Here is a 20,585-nt window from a genome sequence, read left to right on the forward strand (position 1 = left end):
GACACGAAAGGCGCCAAATGAAGATTGATGGCCATGTAAAAAGTCATATTCAGCCCTTATTTGTCATTCCCATGAAGATGGGAATCCAGTCATTTCAACATGTTCTGGATTCCCGCCTCCGCGGGAATGACGGGTGCGGGTACTTTTTACGAGACCGTCAAGATTGTATTTTTTCGTGTTTTTTGTGCCTTTCGTCGTTAAAAAAATATGGAGAAATCATATGGAAAAATTGAAAATGCACAGCTCCAACGTGACCCAGGCCAATATTGAAAAGCTGGCGGAGCTGTTCCCGAATTGCGTCACAGAAAGCAAGGCTGATAACGGCGAACTCAAAAAAACGATTGATTTTGATCAGCTCCGACAGGAGTTGTCCGGAACCATCGTGGAAGGCCCTCAGGAACGCTATCACCTGAACTGGCCGGGAAAACGTGAAGCACTGCTTACCGCCAATGCCCCCATTGCCAAAACCCTGCGCCCCTGCCGGGAAGAAAGTGTGGAGTTTGATACCACCCGGAACCTTTTTATCGAAGGTGACAATCTGGATGCCTTGAAGTTGCTTCAGGAAACCTATCTGGGCAAGGTGAAGATGATCTATATCGATCCACCGTATAACACGGGAAAAGATTTTATCTACGAGGATGATTTTGCGGAAAGCACTGAGGAATATCTTCGAAAATCCAATCAGAAAGATGACCAGGGGAACCGTCTAATAGCCAATACCGACTCCAATGGCCGGTTTCATTCTGATTGGCTTTCTATGATGTATCCAAGGCTGAAATTAGCGAAAAACCTACTAAAAGATGATGGAGTTATTTTTATCAGTATTGATGATGGCGAAAATATCAATATCCGAAAGCTGTGCCATGAAATCTTTGGGGAGGAAAATTTTGTCGGTAACATAATTTGGAAAAATGTTACTGACAATAACCCGACGAACATAGCTACGGAGCATGAATACATTGTTGTTTATGCTAAATCAAAAATTAATCTCGAGCCTGTATGGAAGTCCAAACTTTCAGACGTGAAAGATGTTCTAATCAATATTGGAAATGAGTTGATTGAAAATTATGAAGATCAAGATGCTCTCCAGAAAAAGTATTCAAAATGGTTTCGAGATAACAAAACTCAATTAGGGGTTTTAGACAGATATAAGTATATCGACCAAGGTGGTGTCTATACAGGAAGCCAAAGCGTTCATAACCCTGGCAAAGAAGGATATAGGTATGATGTTATTCATCCCGAGACAAAACTGCCTTGCAAAGAACCATTAATGGGTTATCGCTTCCCTGAAGCTACAATGAATAAGCTGCTTGAGAAAGGGAAAATTCTGTTTGGAAATGATCATAATAAGATCATTGAGTTAAAGGTTTATGCAAAGGACTATTTGGAGAAATTGTCAAGCGTAGAGGTTCTTGATGGAAGACTCGGAGCTTATGATGTTCGGCAGTTGTTTCCAGAGTTTAAGAAAGCGTTTACCAACCCTAAACCAGTTGTATTAATAGAGAAATATCTATCTTTTATTTTATCTGAATCAGACATTGTTCTTGACTTTTTCGCCGGTTCCGCCACCACCGCTCACGCCGTCATGCAACTCAACGCCGAAGACGGCGGTAACCGCAAGTTCATCATGGTACAGCTTCCAGAAGTGTGTGATGAAAAATCAGAAGCCTACAAGGCAGGATATTCAACCATCGCCGAAATCGGCAAAGAACGTATCCGTCGGGCCGGAAAGAAAATCAAAGAAGATAATGCGAACAAAGAAGGCATCGACAAACTCGATATCGGTTTCCGCGTTCTTAAGGTCGACTCCTCAAACATGGCGGACGTCTACTACGCCCCTGATGCGGTTACTCAAAAGCAGCTTTCCTTGATGACCGACAATATCAAACCCGATCGCACGGCCGAAGATCTCCTCTTTCAGGTACTGCTCGATTGGGGAGTGGATCTGGCTTTGCCTGTCATCAGAGAGATCATCGCAGACAAAGAGGTTTTCTTTGTGGACGGGAATGCTCTGGCCGCCTGTTTTGTCAAGGATAGTGGAATCACCGAGGATTTTGTAAAAAAACTGGCCAAACGTGAGCCTTTGCGAGTGGTATTCCGTGATGCGGGCTTTAAGGATGACAGCGTGAAAATCAACGTGGAACAAATTTTCAAGCTCATGTCATCGCATACGGACATTAAAACCATTTAAGGAGGCCATGAATGAAACTTAAGTTCAAAAAACAGGCCTACCAGACCCGTGCAGTCGAAGCGGTGGTGGATTGCTTCAAGGGCCAGCTCAACACATCGGGCATCAATTACCGTATTGATCCGGGTAATGATACATCAAAACAGATGAAACTGTTTGATTCTTCCGGTTTTAAAAACGCCGATCTGGCACTGAACACCTCTCAGGTGCTGGAAAATATTCAGCAGGTTCAGCGGCTTCAGAATCTTCCCCAATCCAGTGATCTGGTCAAAACAAAAGTCACTTCTCTCAATCTGGATGTTGAAATGGAGACCGGTACCGGAAAGACCTATTGCTATATCAAGACCATTTTCGAGATGAACAAACGCTACGGCTGGAGCAAGTTTATTATTGTTGTACCCAGCATCGCCATCCGGGAAGGCGTCTATAAATCTCTGGAGATAACCGCCGAACATTTTTTGGAGTCCTACGGTAAAAAAATAAAATTCTTTATCTACAATTCCAGGCAGCTTCATAACCTTAAGAGTTTTTCCTCGGATGCCGGTATCAATGTGATGGTGATCAACGTGCAGGCCTTTAATGCACGGGGGAAAGATAACCGTCGTATCTATGAAGAACTCGATGAATTCCAGAGCCGCAGGCCGATTGATGTCATTAAGGCCAACAGCCCCATTCTGATTCTGGATGAACCGCAGAAAATGGAGGGCGCAAAAACGCTGGATTCTCTCAAAGAGTTTAATTCTTTGATGATATTGCGCTATTCGGCCACGCACAGGACCACCCACAACAAAGTGCACCGGCTCGATGCCCTGGATGCCTACAACCAGAAGCTGGTGAAAAAGATTGCCGTACGCGGCATAACGGTAAAGGGCCTTTCCGGAACCAATGCCTATCTTTATCTGGAATCCATTGAACTGTCCAGGCAAAGCCCGTCTGTCCGCATCGAGCTGGAGGTAAAGCAGAAAAGCGGTATTAAACGGATCATACGAAAGATGAAAAAGGGGGACAACCTGTTTGATTTGTCCAATGGGCTGGATCAGTACAAAGGTTTTGTCATTGCAAATATCAATGCCATAACAGATGCTGTGAGTTTCACAAATGGTGTGGAATTGAGCGCCGGGGAAGCCACAGGAGACATCAATGAAACGGCCCTTCGGCGTATCCAGATTCGGGAAGCTATCAGGGCTCATTTTGAAAAAGAACAGGTGCTGTTTCACCAGGGCATTAAAGTGCTCACGCTTTTTTTTATCGACGAGGTCGCCAAATACCGGATGTACACGGATGCCGGAGAAGAAGGCGGGGAATATGCCAGGATTTTTGAAGAAGAATATTGCGATTATTTGAGACAACCGGAATTGCCTTTTAATCCTGAATATCAAAATTATTTGAAACGCATCGATGTATCGAGAACCCATAATGGCTATTTCTCGATTGATAAAAAATCCCGGCGAATGATTGATCCGGTAACCAGCAACAAATCAGCCGAAACAGATGATGTGGATGCCTATGATTTAATTCTGAAAGACAAAGAGCGTCTGCTCTCTTTTGAAGAACCGGTGCGGTTTATTTTCTCTCACTCGGCCCTGCGAGAAGGCTGGGATAATCCCAATGTTTTCGTGATTTGCACCTTGAAACACAGTAACAACACCATATCGCGACGACAGGAAGTGGGGCGTGGACTTCGTATTGCGGTGAACCAGCTCGGGGAAAGACAGGATGATCCGGCCACGGTACATCAGACGAATGTCCTGACGGTTGTGGCCAGTGAAAGCTATAAAGATTTTGTGACGGCACTGCAACGGGATATCAGTGATTCACTTTCCGAAAGACCGCGTGTTGCCGATGAAGCCTATTTTACCGGCAAAATGATCATAACCGATAGTGGTGCCAAGGAAGTAACGCCTCAGATGGCCAAACAGATCTACAGATATTTGCTTAAGAACGATTATACAGATGACAATGACCATATTTCCCAAACATACCATGAGGCGGTAAAAAATGGGACGCTCTCCCCACTGCCGGATGACTTGAAACCCTTTAAGGAAGAGATTTTTCAATTGATCGACAGCGTTTACAGTGATGCAAAACTGCCGCAAATTGAAGATGACCGTGCTGCCAAAACCAATCGGCTGAATGCCAATTTTGACAAAAAAGAATTCAAGGAACTTTGGAACCGGATTAATAAAAAGGCTGCCTACAGCGTCCATTTTGACAGCAGTGAATTGGTTCGTAAGAGCGTGAGGACGCTGGATAACGAGTTGCGGGTAGCTCCGCTGCAGTATACCATTCAGCGCGGGGAACAGGTAGATAAAGTAGACTATGATGATATAAAGTCCGGTGACGGTTTTGTGGTGCGCGAAACAGCCACTGAATTCAATCGGCAATCAATCCATTCTGCGGTTAAATATGACTTGGTGGGAAAAGTGGCTGAAGCCGTTCAGCTGACTCGAAAAACAGTTTCTGATATTCTGGGCAAAATTCAAAAACCGGTTTTTGACCAGTTTAAAACCAATCCGGAAAATTTCATTTCAGAAACCGCCCGGCTGATCAACGAACAGAAAGCAACTGTTATCATCGAGTATCTGACCTATGATACGGTCGCTGAAACCTACGATATTGACATCTTTACCAACGGTCAGAGTAAACAGGATTTTCGTAATGCCGGTGAGCCACTAAAACGGCATATCTATGACTACGTGATAACCGATTCAGGTATCGAGCGTACCTTTGCTAAAGAGTTGGACACCAGCGCTGAAGTGTCCGTCTACGCAAAACTCCCAAAAGGATTCTTCATCCCAACCCCGGTTGGCAATTATAATCCGGATTGGGCCATTTCTTTTAAAGAAGGTGTGGTCAAGCACGTCTATTTTGTAGCTGAAACAAAAGGTACCATGTCATCAATTCAATTTAAAGAAATTGAAAAGTCCAAGATCGAATGTGCCCGAAAATTTTTCGATGAAATCAATCGAAAAATAAATCCGGAAAATGTTAAATACGATGTGGTCGATAGCTACGGAAAATTGATGGAACTCGTCGGAGTTGATGCTCGCAATTCACAGCTTTCGGGGAGGTGTTAAATGATTGATAATGGGGATAAAAAAGGGGACTGGCAAGCTATGCTTCCTTTATGGGATTCAGTATCACAGGATATTACTTGAAATGATAGATTTTTTTTGGATCATTATTGTTATTGTCGGAATCTACGGGGTATTTAGTTTACTGACAAAGAAGTTTAAAAAACTGCTTGGCACTTTTTTGTCTGCACTAACGCCGGGAGATGGGGCGTTCAAGTTTAAATATGTCAAAAGAAGTGCTTTGTTTACACCGGCAGAGCGATCGTTTCTCAAAGTTATTGACCAGATTGTTGGAGACGACTATCGAGTATTTGGGAAAGTCCGTCTGGCAGATATTATCCAGACTGAATCGAATCGGTCGGGCAGTCAATGGCAGACCGCCTTTAACAAAATTTCCGGAAAACATGTCGATTTTGTCGTCTGTGACAAGAATACATTGGCTGTGCTGGGGGCCGTGGAACTGGATGACAGGTCTCATAATTTGAGTCATCGAAAAAAGAGGGATGAATTTGTAGATCAGGCATTGTCATCGGCGGAGATACCCATTCTGCATGTACGGACTGCATCAAAATATAGCATCCAGACGATAAAAAGACAGATGTTTGAAGGCCTTGAGCTGAAAAGGCTGGTATTTAAACCGGATCGGGAAGTGCCTGCCGGCAAGGCAATCACCGACCCCCCGAAGGAAAACTTCGGGAAGTGCCCCGTTTGCGGTGCCAGGTTAACCAGACGTATGATCGATTACGGCAAACATGCCGGAAAATATATTTTGTCCTGCACAAAATTCCCTGTGTGTAAGTATGTGACGCCTTTCAAAGAAAAACCGTGTAATGATGATAAACCCTTTCAGTTAACAGATTTGAATCCCGGAAAAATTTCAGGAAAAGATTCTTCATGGGACACTTCTGACAATTTTAAAATCGACTAAGCCGTTGTTCAAAAATAAATGACGCCACTTTGAGACTCGACAACCGGTAAATTAGTAATTTCCGTAGCCCTAATTTTGACGATGATTTGTGTCGCATGAATTGAAAATGGACTGAATGAGGGATAGGTAAATTATACTTTCACCTCAGCAAACAGCATCAGTCCATAAATTAGCGCCTTCCGATTTCTCGTATCTCACACAAAGCATCAATAATTTTTTCTTATTCCGTGTGTTCCGGGTGTTCAGTGGTTTAAAAAAAATCCCTTTTCGTGGCTTTCGAGTTTTTCGTGGTTAAAATCCCAATTTTTTTTTTATTTTTCGTGGTTAAATTTTTTAGAAACGTTGTGGCGAAGGATACGTGTAGTTTCGAAGTCCCGGCCGTTCCTCACGACGTTATGGCCGCAGTTATGATCAAGCCCAAATTGTGCTATAGCGGTGCCTTGCAAAAGTAATGGAGGTTAAACGGGTCATGTTCCATCTCCGTGAGCTCAATATGTTCAAATCCGGCTTCTCTGAGCAGCGCTTCTGCTTTTTCCTGCCCCCACATCATTCCAAGTCCGGTTCCATTGTCGTTCAGTCCCACCGGCATACAGTGCATCAGGCTCACCGTATACAGGAAGGGTCCCATCGGGTGATCTATGTTGTCAGCCAGGTTTGATCCGGCCTTGATATCGATCATTGAAAATATTCCGCCAGGTGCCAGCATGTATCTGATTCCTTTAAGGGCTTCCAGGGGATGGCTCTGATCGTGGATGGCATCAAAGGCACAGATATAATCAAACCGCCTGAAAAATTCTTTTTGCCCATGGATTTTTGCTGCATCCAGAACGTTGTATACTGCATTGGAAAGGCCCAACTCCCGGGCATCGTTTCTGGCGTTTCTGATCGCCTCCTCGTGATTGTCAATGCCGGTAAAACTACTTTTGGAAAATGCCCGGGCCATGAGATTTACCGCAACGCCATGGCCACAACCCAGGTCACAAACCCTTATTCCGTCGGTAAGACGGGCAAGCAGTCGTCCTTTGTCAACAGACGGGAGAAAATGGTTAATCAGCGTCTCTTTGTGCTTTGCATCGGAAAGTTCGGCCATGAATCTTTGAAAATCAGGATACCTTGAGAAGGGAACCCCTTCCCCGGTTTTAAAATTTCCGTTAACCGATTCCAGTGCGCAGGATGTCAGCAAAGGAATTTCCTGGGTATAGACTCCCATATTGTTGCTTCCTGCCTTGCGTGTCAGAAATAAAGCATGCTCAGGAGGCAGAAAATATGTGTCCTCTCCACCTGGCGTCCGGGACAATTCAATGATTTTGCCGGTCACCATTATCCCAAGCCATTCTTTGAGATACCTGTCATGGAGCCCTGAAGCAGAAGCAATTTCCAGAACTGTCACCGGTTTGTTCAGTTCTTCAAGAATATCGAAAATCCGGTTTTTATATCCTATGGCCATGGCAAGATTTAAAGCGCCATGGTTGAGAATTTCATTTATCCTTTTTGAAAAATCATTCATTATTCAGTTGTCACCCTTTCAATTCAATACCACGAAACGGAGAGGCCGGAAAAAGTTGACCGAGCACCTGAGTGTATGAATATCACATCTTGTATTGCAGATAGCCGCAACCCATACGACACTCAAGTTTCAAACGCATTGATAGGTTAACCCACATATTATTCCAATAAATATGTTCTGTGCAGATTTTTATTCACAATACAAGGTGTGACTTCTTTTCTTACGGTAACCTGCTTCTTAACGTCGTCCTTTCAGAACTCATGGCTATGTGCTTAGGGCTCGCTCAGAAATAAGTTCGCAATTTTAAGTGTTGAGGCGCCTGTCTGGCAAGGCACGAAAGTGCAGGAATATCAAGCATATTGCGAGCTTTCGTAACGCTGCCAGGCAGGATGCATCGGCGCTTAAAATGGGAAGTTATTTTTGAGTGAGCCCTTAATGCAACCGGTGGTTACACCGGCGATACGTACGAAAATCCCATAGGTAAAACCCGCCTGAAATTTCATAGTAAACATTACCTGAAAACAGGAAAAACCTGATAGATTTATCTGTACCCCTCAGACACAATAATAAAAGATGATGAGTTGGTTTTTGTATTTTGGAAAAAAGCGGCCCTCTGTTTACCCACCTTTTTCTTATCCGAAGTCGAGGAATAGAATCCTCAAGGGCAAAAAATAAATCCGAATCCGGATGGTACAGCGCCACATAACATCATTAGCGGAACGCGTTTCATGGGCTTAACAACAGATAATCAGTGCCATCCCGCAAAATCAAAATGGTTGTCCGGCAAAACATGGGCAGACCCATTTGCCGCCCTTGGCAGAGAAACAATCAACTGGGTCAACAACCTGGGGGCGGCGACCGTGTTCCTTGTGCTGGCGATCGTGATGATCTTTCGTCCAAAGCAGTTGGCCAGAATCGTTCAGCAACTCTACTTTATCGGTATGCGGTCCATAACGATAGTCCTCCTGGTTGGCCTGTTCACCGGCATGGTTTTAGGACTTCAATCCTATTACGCCCTCATCAAATTCGGTGCGCAGGGAGCCCTCGGTACCCTGATCGCCCTTTCTCTGGTCCGCGAATTAGGGCCTGTTCTAACCGCCCTCATGATCACAGCCCGGGCGGGTTCGGCGATCACGGCGGAAATAGGAATCCTCAGGATTTCCGAGCAGATCGATGCCCTGGTCACGATGCAGATCGATCCGTTGCGGTACCTCGTGAGTCCGAGGATTATGGCCTCCCTTATCAGCTTTCCCCTGCTTACGGCTATTTTCGACCTGATCGGAATCTTCGGCGGGTATCTCTCGGGTGTCGTGCTCCTTGGCGTCAATCCCGGAACATATTATTATCGGGTGCAGTCCAGTCTGGAAATAAATGATATTACGGACGGATTCATCAAGGCCATCGTTTTTGCCGTGATCGTCTCGACGGTCTCATGTTTCGAGGGATATTTCGCACACATGCGCAGCGACAGCCATGGGGCAAAGGCTGTCGGGTATGCGACAACTTCCGCAGTGGTGCTCTCCAGCGTCCTCATTCTGGTGTCCGATTATGTGGTAACGTCACTGTTGTTATAAAAAAATCCGGTCAGGGAGCATGGGGCCATGACTACACCGTTAATCGAATTCAAGGATGTCACCAAACGTTTCGGATCTCTGACCGTACTCGACCACATCAACCTGAAGATCTTTGAAGGAGAGGTAACCACCATTATCGGGCTCAGCGGATCAGGCAAAAGTGTGATTCTGAAGCATATTGTCGGGCTGCTCAAACCCGATGACGGAACGATCCTCTTCCGGGGCAAACCCCTCAGTGAAATGACAAAGAGTGAAATGTCGGCATATTTCGCGCAAATGAGTTACATGTTCCAGAGCAACGCCCTTTTCGATTCCATGACTGTCTATGAAAACATTTCTCTCCCGCTTCGAGAGACAACGCATCTTGGGAAAAAGGAAATCCATCGCCGGGTTATGGACAGAATCGAACAGGCGGAACTCGGCGATGCAAATGACAAGTACCCTTCGGAACTTTCCGGGGGAATGCAAAAACGGGTTGCCCTGGCGCGGGCTCTGGTCACGGACCCGAATATCGTTCTTTTTGACGAGCCTACGACCGGGCAGGATCCCGTAAGGAAAAACAGCATTCTGAGCATGATCGCCGAGTATCAGCGAAAATTCGGATTCACCGCGATCATGGTCAGCCACGCGATTCCGGACGTGTATTTCATCTCGAACCGGATACTTGCGCTCTATGACCGAAAAATCGTTTTTCAGGGCACACCCGAGGAACTGGAAGATTTCGACCACCCGTTCAAGGAAGAGGTCATCCACAGCCTCGAAGGCCTCGAGGAAGAATTGACCGGGCTTTACTCGCGGAGGCAGTTTAAAATCCGTTATCACAACGAGCTGAAACGGAGGCCGTTCGATGAAACCTATGTTGTGGTGGTTTTCGCCATCTTGAATCTGGAGATGCTCGCTTCCAGTTTCAATCATTACACAGCGCAAAAAGCGATACGATGCATGGGCCGGTGTATCGATGATCATTTCGGGGCAGTGGGGGGATTCTCGAACCGGTATGGCACCAATGAATTCGTAACGGTGCTCCCCTATTCCGATCTGGCAGAGGCCGAGGCAATACTGGATAATTTCATTGAGGATATTCAGCGCCAGGGAATCTGTAAAATTTGCGGCGTCTCCGCAGGAGAGGCTTTTCCTGAAGTCGACATCGATCTTATAATCCTGGCCGGGATTGATCAAGGGCGGCCCGATATGGAAATGACCTCGGTGATCAACTCGGCAAGAAAACACACCAAGGAAATTGCCCGGCTGCGGTCTGGCAAGGTAAAGACGGAAGCATGAAAAAGTACACCATTGAAACCAAAGTCGGCATTTTTGTCATGATCGGAATTATGTGCATCACCTACATGACAGTTAAACTCGGGAATGTCTCTTTCCTGGGAGAGAACACCTACCCCCTTTTGGCCCGATTCTCGAATGTTTCCGGCTTGCGGGTCGGCAGTACCGTTAATATGTTCGGAATCGAAATAGGCCAGGTGGATGAGCTCTCGATGGATCAGAAAGACCAGCTGGCGCTCGTAGAAATCGGGGTCCTTAAAGGAATCCAGATTTACGGGGATGCCATCGCCTCCATCAAGACAGAGGGGTTGATCGGCGATAAATATATCAGCATTGATCCGGGGGGCTCGGAACCCCCGTTGAAACCCGGAGATACAATCATTGAAACGCAGGCAGCCGTAGATATTGTGGACCTTGTCGGAAAATATGCCTTCGGAGAAATCAAGGGCGGCGAGAATACGTCGGAAATTAAATAAGAGGCGAACCCATGAAAAAAATTTTCCTCGCATGTTATATTCTCATGGCGTTCATATTACAGTCCCCTGCATATGCGGCCACACCCCTGGAGACAGCCAGAGAAGATGTCAATAAAGTACTCGAAATCCTCAGAGATAAAACAGCCAGCAAGGAAGTGAAGAAGAAAAACATAGAGGATATCTACGGGAGGATGTTTGATGAGGTCGAACTTTCAAAGCGAAGCATGGGAAAGGGTTGGACTGCGCTTAACAGCTCAGAACAAAAGGAATTTGTGAAACTCTTCCGCGAAATCCTGAAAAAGGCTTACATTGACAAGATCCTTTCTTACTCCGATGAGAAGATTGATTTTACCGGAGTGACAAAATTATCCGAAAGCCAGGCTGAGGTCCAGACCCGGGTGATCACATCTTCAGAACAGATCCCCATTAATTACAGAATGATCATGAAAAATGATACCTGGAAGGTATACGATGTTGTTGTTGAAAACGTCAGCCTGATCCGGAATTACCGCAGCCAGTTCAGATCGATCCTGTCAAAGAATACACCGGAGCAGTTGCTCGAAATCCTGAGGAAGAAGGTCGAAAAGGAATAATTTTCCTATATTTCCGCAAAGGATGCCATGTGATGAAATATATCGCATTTCCCATAGTCTTACTTGCCATATTCGCAGGGGGCTGTGCCCATAACACCGGTTCGAAGACATCTGCTTCTCAACCTGCCGCATGTGACGCTTCAGGGCCGATGATCATAACGCCAACCGGCGAAGGGTCCTTCATGAGTTCATTCCGGGATTTTTCAACCAGAGATGAAACCGTTCAGACGGGCAGTGAGCCGGATGCGGGCATACCTGAAGAAAAAACAGATGTGCTCTTCGCTTCGAACGGAACGATGGAAAATGAGTCGAAGGTGGAGGCGGATGACAACACCGGGCCGGACACGATCGAAGAGGAAGACGCATGGGAGGAAGACCTGGAAGCTGAAGATCCGGGCATCGCAGATCCTCTGGAGTCTTTCAACCGGGCGATGTTTCATTTTAATGACAAGCTGTATTTCCGGGTTCTTAAACCGGTTGCGCAGGGCTATAATAAGGTTATGCCCAAACCGGCCCGATCCGGCATTCAAAACTTTTTTGAAAATCTCAAGTTTCCGATCCGCTTCGTGAATAATTTATTGCAGGCGAATTTCCGGGGAGCAATTTCGGAAGCAGGACGTTTTACGGTCAATACGCTCTGGGGAGTCGGCGGATTCCTGGATCCGGCATCAAAGAAGGAATTGGATATTCCTGAATACGACGCCGACTTCGGACAAACCCTCGGCGTGTATGGCGTGGGTGCCGGTTTCTATATCGTCTGGCCGATTCTGGGCCCCTCCAGTGCCAGGGACACAGTGGAGATCCCCGGTGATTACTTCCTGTATCCTGTTTCCTACATCAGTCCTGGCTACGCCTCATCCGGAACCCGGGTTTATGAAACGGTAAACGACACCTCGTTGAGAATCGGTGATTATGAATTGCTAAAGGAGGCGGCGATCGATCCGTATGTGGCGCTTCGTAACGCCTATGTCCAGTACCGGGAAGAAAAAATAAAAACGTTCAAAAAAATCCCGCTGAAACCGGGGGGGGTACGATAGGGAGAAAGATTGGATGCATACAAAACTATTCTTATTGACCAGTCTGGTCGTATGGATCGTACTTGCGTTCTGCGGGATCGGTTCCGCCGGCGCCCCCTTTGGTTCTCCCGAAACTGTGGCGATCAGAGAAGGAGGCCTCTATACCGCATTTGGATACTGGTATCACGAGGATAAATACGAAAACGGTACGGAACACGTTCTCAGACAAAATCAGCTGTATTCCGAACTCGGCTATGGGTTCATGAACGGGTTTGAGATTTATGGCCGTATCGGGATCGCTGACATGAAAATCCGGGATGCTTTCAGTCCTTCAGATAACTCGACAACAACCGCCGGAAATGAGTTCAACGACAATTGGCAATTTTCCGGCACTCTGGGAGCGAAGGGGTTTTATCCATATAATGGTTTTTTCGGGATCGGGTCTTTTATCCAGGGAACCTGTTGCTTAAGCGACTACACGGACAGCATCCCGGGAACCCTTAACGGGGCGCCTTTTACGAGTACGATGAAAGTTAAAAATCCGTGGGACATCAATTTCGGGATCGATCTTCAGACGAGGCTCCCGTCCGGGACAAAGCTGTATATCGGCCCATACATTTATTATGCGCAAGCAAAGGTATCTTCTTCTCCGAACATCCCGGGTATCAATTTGTCGGCTACCGATACAACCTTGAAGAATAAAATAAATGTGGGCGGATTTGCAGGGGTCGATTTTCCCATCGGCAAGGGATTTCATCTGAATCTGGAAGGACAATATGCGGAAAGGTTCTCAGCGGGAGTCGCCGTCACGCTGGTTTATTGATCAGGGACACGCCTTAAGGTTTCTGATAATGCCGGGCTGTGCCGCTCCACATCAGTCGTTGATAAAAGGCCCGGCGACAAACTTGCCATCGAAAAACTCCCCGTGAGCGATTTGTATTCCGCATCCGGCAGCGGCCCATCGCCGGGTCACATCATCCGAATACAGGCCCGCCCGGAGGTTTTGGCCTTGTACAACGCGTTATCGGCCCGGCTCATCGGTCGGCAGATCGATTCATCCTCCTGTAAAATTTCGGTCAAACCTATGCTGACCGTGATGGCGAATTCATAACGTTCAAACGTAATTTTCATCTGTTTGATTTCGCGCAAAAGCCTTTGAATCATTATTTCCGCGCTGGAAAGATTCGTATTCACCATCAGCAGGGCAAATTCTTCTCCACCGATCCGGGCGAAGATATCTGTTTTTCTCAGCTTAAGCTTAATCATACGGACAAATTCCACCAGCGTCTTGTCCCCGCATGGATGTCCATAGGTATCATTGACGTCCTTAAAATGATCAATATCCATCATCGCAATAGCAGCAGGGCTGTGATGTCGTTTAAACCGATTCAGCTCGTATTCAAACGCCCTCATGAAATATCTCCGGTTATTGGCTCCGGTCAGCTCATCGATTTCGGAAAACCGCTTCAGCTCCCTCTCCGTCCGTTTTCGATCCGAAATATTGATAGCCACCCAAACGACACAGGGGGTGCGGTAGCAATCTATCCGTATCGGGGAAATCCGCCCTTCAAACCATTGCTTTCCGGCAGGGCCGTCTGACCGGTTTCCGAAACAATCCGCTGAAGACAACTCATATTCAATCGTTTGGAGCCGATTGAGCCGAATGGCCTTTTTGATCGTATTCAGAAACCGGTTGGCTACAGGTTCCGGCAGGATATCGTGAAGTCGTTTGCCGATCAGGAACCGGCTGCTGTCGTATAAGGACCGTTCAGCCCCGCCAATGATATCCACATATGTTCCGTCGATATCGATGATAAACATCGGATCGGGCAATGCGCAGGAGACGGCCAACAGCATTTTTTCCGTAATGTCAGGTGTTGAATGCATACATTTCCATACGTTCGGTTTCAATATTATTCGGACAGGTCATCTGATCGATTGAATTTCGGTGTGAATGGTTTCATAACGGGCGGATGATAAACCGGAAAAATCAACTTCATATCAGCACAACCGGATGGATTTCTAAAGTCAAGGGGTTTTCATTCCTTCGCAATACGATCAACCAAAGTCACACGCGGCATCCAGATACTCATAATATTTTTTTCGTAAACCAATACCATAAAACCGGTGTCAAAGACCACCCTGATTTTAGATCGGGCAGCCTGATTCCGACATATTTGGCATACGGCTCTCTTCCGGCCTTCCGGAGGCGCATTCGTGAACAAAACCGGTAAACATGGCTGAATGAATTATACGATCGAACGGCTATTTTCGGATTTCGCTTTATTAACGATCCGGTTTCTGGTAACTGTTTCCATCACTGAAATAAATCAGCGCCCTGAGGGCGGACTGGGGAGCAAAGCTCCCGCCCCTTCAGCGATAGCGGCCCTCAGTCTGTAACCTGCTGATCAAATCAATCAAAAAAAATGAAATGGCCTGTTCATATCTCATATATTCTTCAAGGAGGAATCATGACTGTCAGACTGCCGGCTCTGCCCTATGAAAAGCATTCACTGGCCCCGTTTATCAGCCCGAAAACAATCGAATACCACTATGGGAAACATCACAATGCCTATATCACAACGACCAACACCCTTATTGAAGGCACAGAACTGTCAAATCAGGATCTGGAAACGATCATAAAGAAAACGTCAAACAATACATCAATGAGTTTGATATTCAATAATGCCGCTCAGGCCTGGAATCACTCCTTTTACTGGTCCTGCATGAAACCGGGGGGAGGCGGTCCGCCTTCAGGCGATATAGCCGGAAGGATAACTTCGGATTTCGGAAGTTATGAAACTTTTACTGCGGAATTCAAAAAAGCCGGCGCCACTCAATTCGGCAGTGGCTGGGCATGGTTGGTTTTGAAGGAAAACCACCTGCAGATCATGAAAACATCCAATGCGGACACGCCGATTGCCCATGGATTAAAGCCGCTTCTGACGGTAGACGTCTGGGAACATGCGTACTATCTGGATTACCAGAACAGACGAGCGGACTATCTGTCCGCCTTTGTGGATCACCTGATCAACTGGGAGTTTGTGAGCTTACAGGTAGCTACAGCTTTTTAACTGCAGCCATTTTTTCGGGCTCGATCATAATTTCGGCCATAGTTCCGAAGTGTAGCCGCGGACAACGTGGCCGAAATTTATGATCAAGCCCTAAGGTTCTAAATTTACCCCTCATTTATTTTTTTGAGGGGATTTAATGGGGATATAGCAGGCATCTGCAATCGTGGAATTTCAAGTTCATGTCGGGAGGGAGACATTCACACCATAAAAAACCGCATAATACCGCACTCGCCAGAAGTTAAAAGCCGTACCACATTATGGTCGAAAACGAAAATTCGTGATACCTTCAAAAAACTTGAGGATGAACCTGAACCAGAATGATAATTCCATACAAAAAATTAAGTCCGGAAGCGCTAAATGGCCTTATCGAAGAATTTGTTACTCGATCTGGCACCGACTCAGGATATACAAAAAACACCCTTGAGCAAAATATAGATATGGTAAAACGAGAATTGAAACGAAGCGAGGTTTTCGTTGTCTATGACGAAGACACTCAATCTGCTAACATTGTATCAAAGAATTATCTGGAAAAAAACAACCGGCGTCATCGTTAATTGATGCCGCACACCTATAATCAGGCCGCATGTCCGACACCCCTCATGTCCTCGGGGTTTACAGGGACGGGGTTTACAGGGACGGGCATGAATAAATGCATTTCTTACTTTATTAAGCTTAAATTCATATCCTGAGCTAATTTTTTCCCCCCCGCACTACCGCACGGGGGGTTTACAGGGACGGGCATGAATAAATGCATTTCTCACTTTATTAAGCTTAAATTCATATCCTGAGCTAATTTTTCCCCCCGCACTACCGCACGGCTCACCGCCGGTTGACCTGTACCGGGCTTGATCATAACTGCGGCCATATTCTCTTACGTGTAGTTTCGAAGTCCCGGCCGTTGCCGGCGTACGACATCGTACGATCGGGGATATGCATCTATTCATGGCCGTCCTTATGTTCTTCCCCCAAAAATTTTACCTCATTTTGCGTTTTCTTGTGACTCTTTGCGGCTATCAATCTTTGGGCACCGGCAATATTCCTGTTGCTCACTTAACTCACCGAAGCGAAAACCGGACACGGTTTTTCCGATCAAAAGCGGATTGCCGATCAGCAACCCGCTCAGGCTCAAGAATGAACACCCGGTTTTCCTCCACTTTGCCCCCGCCCATGATCTGTGCTCTGACAGTTTCGGCCCTCTCATAGGCCAGTGACCGCAGGTCCGCATCCGTAATCCGGGTATGCGTCAAGAGCAATTTTTCCATCTCTTCTGTGGAAAGTTCCTTCAGCTTTCCATCCGCCTTCCTCGGTTTGGGAAACTGTCCGGCATCATAGGCTTTTTCCACGTAGGCAGCCCTTTCTTCCGGGGAAATACTGATGACGGACAGGTCCATGTCCGGCTGAGTGCGGAGCATCTCGTTCAGTTTCTGCGACTTGATGCCCTGTTCAAACGCCATCTTCTGAAGAACACTGCGATCATTTCGGGAATCGGCCTCTCCCTGAATCTCCAGCGTCAGTCCCGGCCGCTGATAAAGGGCGCTTTCCAGATCAGAGATTTTTTTCAGACCCTTCGAACTGAGCTCACTGCTCCCATCATCGAACTCGATATAGCTCAAATCTTCGCCACCTCCGAACATGGCGCCAAGGGCCGCAAACGGTGAGGTTACCACCTTGGTAATCACATTTCCCAGAACCATCATCACCACCTTACCGATACGAAATTCAGGATCATCCAGCTCTCCGCGGACCGGCAGGTCCAGGTTAATAACGCCTTTTCGGTCCTTGAGCAATGCGATGGCCATTTTAACCGGAAGACTCGTCGCCTCTGCACTCTTGACGCTTTTCCCGAGGGTCAGCTGATCCAGCACCACTTTGTTCTGCCCCTGCAGTTTTCCCTGTGAAATACTGTATACCAGGGACAGATTGAGCTTTCCTTTTTGCAGCTGGTAGCCCAGATATCGGCCCGTATAGGGTGTAAAGGGGCTCAACTGAATATCCTTGAATGAAAATCGGATATCGGCAAACAGATCCCGAATCAATGGATTGATCTTTCCGGTAATTTCCAGCGGCGCGTAATTATTCAACCTTCCTTTGAGGAATACGTCAGCGTTTTGGGATTCTTCTGAAACCAGTCCGGATATATTACCCCCCAACGCCAGCAGGGTCGCTTCAAAATTGGGCTGGATTTGAAAGTCTGAAAATTTAACGGTCCCGCCCTGAAAGGTTACCGCATCGATGCGCACCGGTACGGGAGAAACGGTTTTTTCTTCGGCTGCCGGTTCGGGCTCTTTCTCCTGCTGCTGCGGAACCATAACGGATTGCAGGTTTATCTTTCCATCTGACTCTACGATCAACAGTGAGAAAAAATTTGACAGCGCCACTTCTGCGATGGAAACACGGGTCGGATTATACCCGATATCAGCACCGGAAACATACAGGGAATCCCATTTCAGAAAATCCTTTGAAAAGGCCCGGTCTACCGAGGCAAATTCAGTTACGAACACATCGCCGGTATACGTTGAGCCGACCGTATCATCCGTGTTCTGAAAAATGGCCAGCTGTCCTTTGGCCCCGCACGACCCGTCCGTGACCAGCAGTTTGACCCTGTCCGTAAAATAGGGCTGAACCGACCGAATATCCACTTTGTTGGCAGAAACCGCCAGATCAGCTTTCAAAGGCGCGAGTCGAAGACCTCCCTTAACAGCAACCGTCCCGTTCTTGTTCCATTGAAACGACAGGTCCACCCTGCCCGGCTGTTCAACAGCGGTCCCGACGCCCTGGACGTCAGCGGCAATTTTCTCAATATTGACACGCACCGGATCGGCCATGGTCCTATCCTCAAACTCAACGGCCCAATTTGTGAGATCCGCATGATTTAGCACAAGGTTCCATGACGTTTTTTCACCTGATGGCGATTTTTCCGATTGAGATGGCGTATCAGCTGAAACCAGCGTCTGCCAGTTGATCGTCCCATCGGTAGCGCGCTGAAGATATGCATTTCCGCCTTTGGTTGACACACGGCCTAAAACGACAGAACCTGCCCCCGCATCGATCCGGGAATCGGTCAGAAAAAATTCGGGAATCGTCAATATCGACCGGTTCATTGCAGGGTCATGAACCTTCAGGTTCTGCAAACTCAATTGAACTCCGTCAAACACCAGTACCTGCGGATCGGCCGTAAATCGGAATCCGGTATGCATCCCGGCCTGTCCATCGGCAATCTCAAACCGTACCTGTTTCTGATAATATGGCGCATACTGTTTCAGAATCAATCCGGTCAGATCGACTGTTCCTTCAGCCGTCAGAGGATTGATGCAGAACCGGCCGGACGATGCGATTGTTTCACCGGCATCGGTTTGAGCTGAAAACGTGTAATCCGCATTTTGGGTTTCCCGGGTGCTGAACTGCTTTACACAAAGGGCTATCTGCTCTGACCGCAGTTGAAAGGGGGCAGCCATGAACATATCCGAAAAAACGGCTGAGGCCCCGGAAATGTTCACTTCATCCACATCGATCAGCGGCAGCACCATGGCCGTCTGAGTGGTTTCCGGCGGCATTTTTTCTCCCGGCTTTTCCCCGCCCAGGCTTGCCAGTTCCCATTGTCCGTCCTTGTCCCGCCGCAGATACAACTCAGGGCTGTTCATGCGAATTCCTGCGAAATGATAAGGCCCGTTGAGCAGATCAGAGCCGGCCAGAGTCACCTCCAGTTCCGGCATATTCATTAACGGGAGGTTTTCGCCGTGATTTACGCGGGCATCGGATACTGTCAGGGATCCGGACGAGGCAAGCACGGAAAGGCGGCCGTTCTGTCTGCTGATATTCAGGTCCATCCTGCCCGCAACAAAGGCCGAATCCACATTCAGCCCTTCGGGCATGGTGATATAGGAAAGACCGCGAAGAACATCCAGTTTTTCTAGCTGAACCAGAAGACGGGTCTTGAGGGAGGGATCAAAGGGAAGACTTTCAGCCTCCAGGCTTGCCGGTGTTCCGTTAATTTTTACACCAAAATGAAGCATTACCGGTGTCTTACCATCCTTCGGCAGGCTGGACACCCTCGGAATGGAGACAAAAATTCCGGTCATCTCCTGATCCACCCCGACATGCTGATCGGCAAAATACACCGCCCCATCGGTAAGAGAGATGTTTTCAACCAGAAACCTGAACAGCCCGGTTTCGGGCTGCGGTTGGGTTTCCGGTTCAGGCGCAGTCTTGTGTGCGGAAGCCGGAATCAGATCCGAAAAATTAAACGTATCCGGTCCGGTTCGCACCACATGGATATCGGGTTTTACTACCCGGAGCTCTTTTAAAACCAGGGCGCGTTTGAGAACTGAAAACGTCTGCAGATTGACAAAAAGTTCATCCAGGGACATCAAAGGCGTACCATTTTGCTCCCGGATATTGACGCCATTGATATTTATCGTCAATGCATAAGGATTTACAGAAACCTTCTCGATGGTAACCATACGACCCGTTGCCACGGAAAGCTTGTCCGCAAGAACAGAACGAACAATTGCCGGTAACACGGCAAAGCCGAACAGGGTATAAAATACGATAAAAATCCCCCCGCCAATCAACGACCATTTTACCCATTTTTTTTCAAAAATCGCTGTGTTCAGTTTCATCATGCTTCCTTTTTCTGGAATGGGTATCACATCTTGCATAATCAATAAAAAAATGGGGACAAAATAAACCCAATTAAGTACTGGTTACCACTCGTTACGGATAGCTGCTGATTCAGTATTGCGTCTCCATGAAAACAGGTCAAGAAAATCCTGCGTACGCATCGCCAAATTCATACCCCCCCCCGAAGCCTAATGGTTTTTACATATTAGAATACACTCTTTTACCAATAGACATACGAGTTACAACATCATACGCTT

The 20,585-nt window shown here is 47.0% G+C and carries 14 protein-coding genes; 11 read left to right on the top strand and 3 right to left on the bottom strand.

Going from position 1 to position 20,585, the window contains the following annotated elements:
- Positions 1–220 precede the first annotated feature (220 nt).
- From PHQ97_09355 to PHQ97_09365, 3 genes are all read left to right on the top strand, one after another.
- Positions 221–2,191 (top strand): site-specific DNA-methyltransferase, encoded by a 1,971-nt coding sequence (locus PHQ97_09355; GenBank protein ID MDD4392936.1) that lies wholly within the window; start codon positions 221–223, stop codon positions 2,189–2,191.
- Between the two features lie 11 nt (positions 2,192–2,202).
- Positions 2,203–5,265 (top strand): DEAD/DEAH box helicase family protein, encoded by a 3,063-nt coding sequence (locus PHQ97_09360; protein ID MDD4392937.1) that lies wholly within the window; start codon positions 2,203–2,205, stop codon positions 5,263–5,265.
- An 82-nt stretch (positions 5,266–5,347) separates the two neighbouring features.
- Entirely contained in the window at positions 5,348–6,190 is an 843-nt protein-coding gene (locus PHQ97_09365; protein ID MDD4392938.1) for a DUF2726 domain-containing protein, read from the top strand.
- 427 nt (positions 6,191–6,617) lie between these two features.
- Here PHQ97_09365 and PHQ97_09370 read toward each other — a convergent pair whose 3' ends face one another.
- Positions 6,618–7,697 carry a class I SAM-dependent methyltransferase gene (locus PHQ97_09370; protein MDD4392939.1) on the bottom strand — a complete coding sequence of 360 codons (1,080 nt, stop codon included), beginning with the start codon at positions 7,695–7,697 and terminating at the stop codon, positions 6,618–6,620.
- A gap of 728 nt (positions 7,698–8,425) precedes the next feature.
- Between PHQ97_09370 and PHQ97_09375 the strand changes: the two genes are divergently transcribed.
- From PHQ97_09375 to PHQ97_09400, 6 genes are read left to right on the top strand one after another with little or no spacing between them, the layout of a single operon-like run.
- Positions 8,426–9,271: an MlaE family lipid ABC transporter permease subunit gene (locus PHQ97_09375; GenBank protein ID MDD4392940.1), complete on the top strand. Its 846-nt coding sequence runs from the start codon at positions 8,426–8,428 to the stop codon at positions 9,269–9,271.
- Positions 9,272–9,298: 27 nt separating this feature from the next.
- Positions 9,299–10,552: an ATP-binding cassette domain-containing protein gene (locus PHQ97_09380; GenBank protein MDD4392941.1), complete on the top strand. Its 1,254-nt coding sequence runs from the start codon at positions 9,299–9,301 to the stop codon at positions 10,550–10,552.
- Complete coding sequence (gene mlaD / locus PHQ97_09385) at positions 10,549–11,025, top strand: outer membrane lipid asymmetry maintenance protein MlaD (protein ID MDD4392942.1); 477 nt, start codon at positions 10,549–10,551, stop codon at positions 11,023–11,025. Before PHQ97_09380 ends, mlaD begins: the two co-directional genes overlap by 4 nt.
- Positions 11,026–11,036: 11 nt before the next feature.
- Positions 11,037–11,618: an ABC transporter substrate-binding protein gene (locus PHQ97_09390; GenBank protein ID MDD4392943.1), complete on the top strand. Its 582-nt coding sequence runs from the start codon at positions 11,037–11,039 to the stop codon at positions 11,616–11,618.
- A gap of 32 nt (positions 11,619–11,650) precedes the next feature.
- Positions 11,651–12,655 carry a VacJ family lipoprotein gene (locus PHQ97_09395; protein ID MDD4392944.1) on the top strand — a complete coding sequence of 335 codons (1,005 nt, stop codon included), beginning with the start codon at positions 11,651–11,653 and terminating at the stop codon, positions 12,653–12,655.
- A gap of 13 nt (positions 12,656–12,668) precedes the next feature.
- On the top strand, positions 12,669–13,457 hold the full coding sequence (locus PHQ97_09400) for a hypothetical protein (protein MDD4392945.1): 789 nt from the start codon (positions 12,669–12,671) through the stop codon (positions 13,455–13,457).
- A 146-nt stretch (positions 13,458–13,603) separates the two neighbouring features.
- Here PHQ97_09400 and PHQ97_09405 read toward each other — a convergent pair whose 3' ends face one another.
- Positions 13,604–14,521, bottom strand: a complete 918-nt coding sequence (locus PHQ97_09405; GenBank protein ID MDD4392946.1) for a diguanylate cyclase — start codon at positions 14,519–14,521, stop codon at positions 13,604–13,606.
- A 584-nt stretch (positions 14,522–15,105) separates the two neighbouring features.
- Here PHQ97_09405 and PHQ97_09410 point away from each other — a divergent pair.
- A complete protein-coding gene (locus tag PHQ97_09410) occupies positions 15,106–15,708 on the top strand; it encodes a superoxide dismutase (GenBank protein ID MDD4392947.1) in 603 nt (200 codons plus the stop codon).
- A gap of 317 nt (positions 15,709–16,025) precedes the next feature.
- The gene (locus tag PHQ97_09415; GenBank protein ID MDD4392948.1) at positions 16,026–16,262 is read left to right on the top strand and encodes a YheU family protein; all 237 of its coding nucleotides are present in this window, start codon (positions 16,026–16,028) and stop codon (positions 16,260–16,262) included.
- A gap of 501 nt (positions 16,263–16,763) precedes the next feature.
- On the opposite strand, the gene PHQ97_09420 is transcribed toward PHQ97_09415, so the two are convergent.
- Positions 16,764–20,330: a DUF748 domain-containing protein gene (locus PHQ97_09420; protein ID MDD4392949.1), complete on the bottom strand. Its 3,567-nt coding sequence runs from the start codon at positions 20,328–20,330 to the stop codon at positions 16,764–16,766.
- Positions 20,331–20,585: the final 255 nt, after the last annotated feature.

This window comes from Desulfobacterales bacterium, assembly GCA_028704555.1.
Lineage (GTDB): Bacteria > Desulfobacterota > Desulfobacteria > Desulfobacterales > JAQWFD01 > JAQWFD01.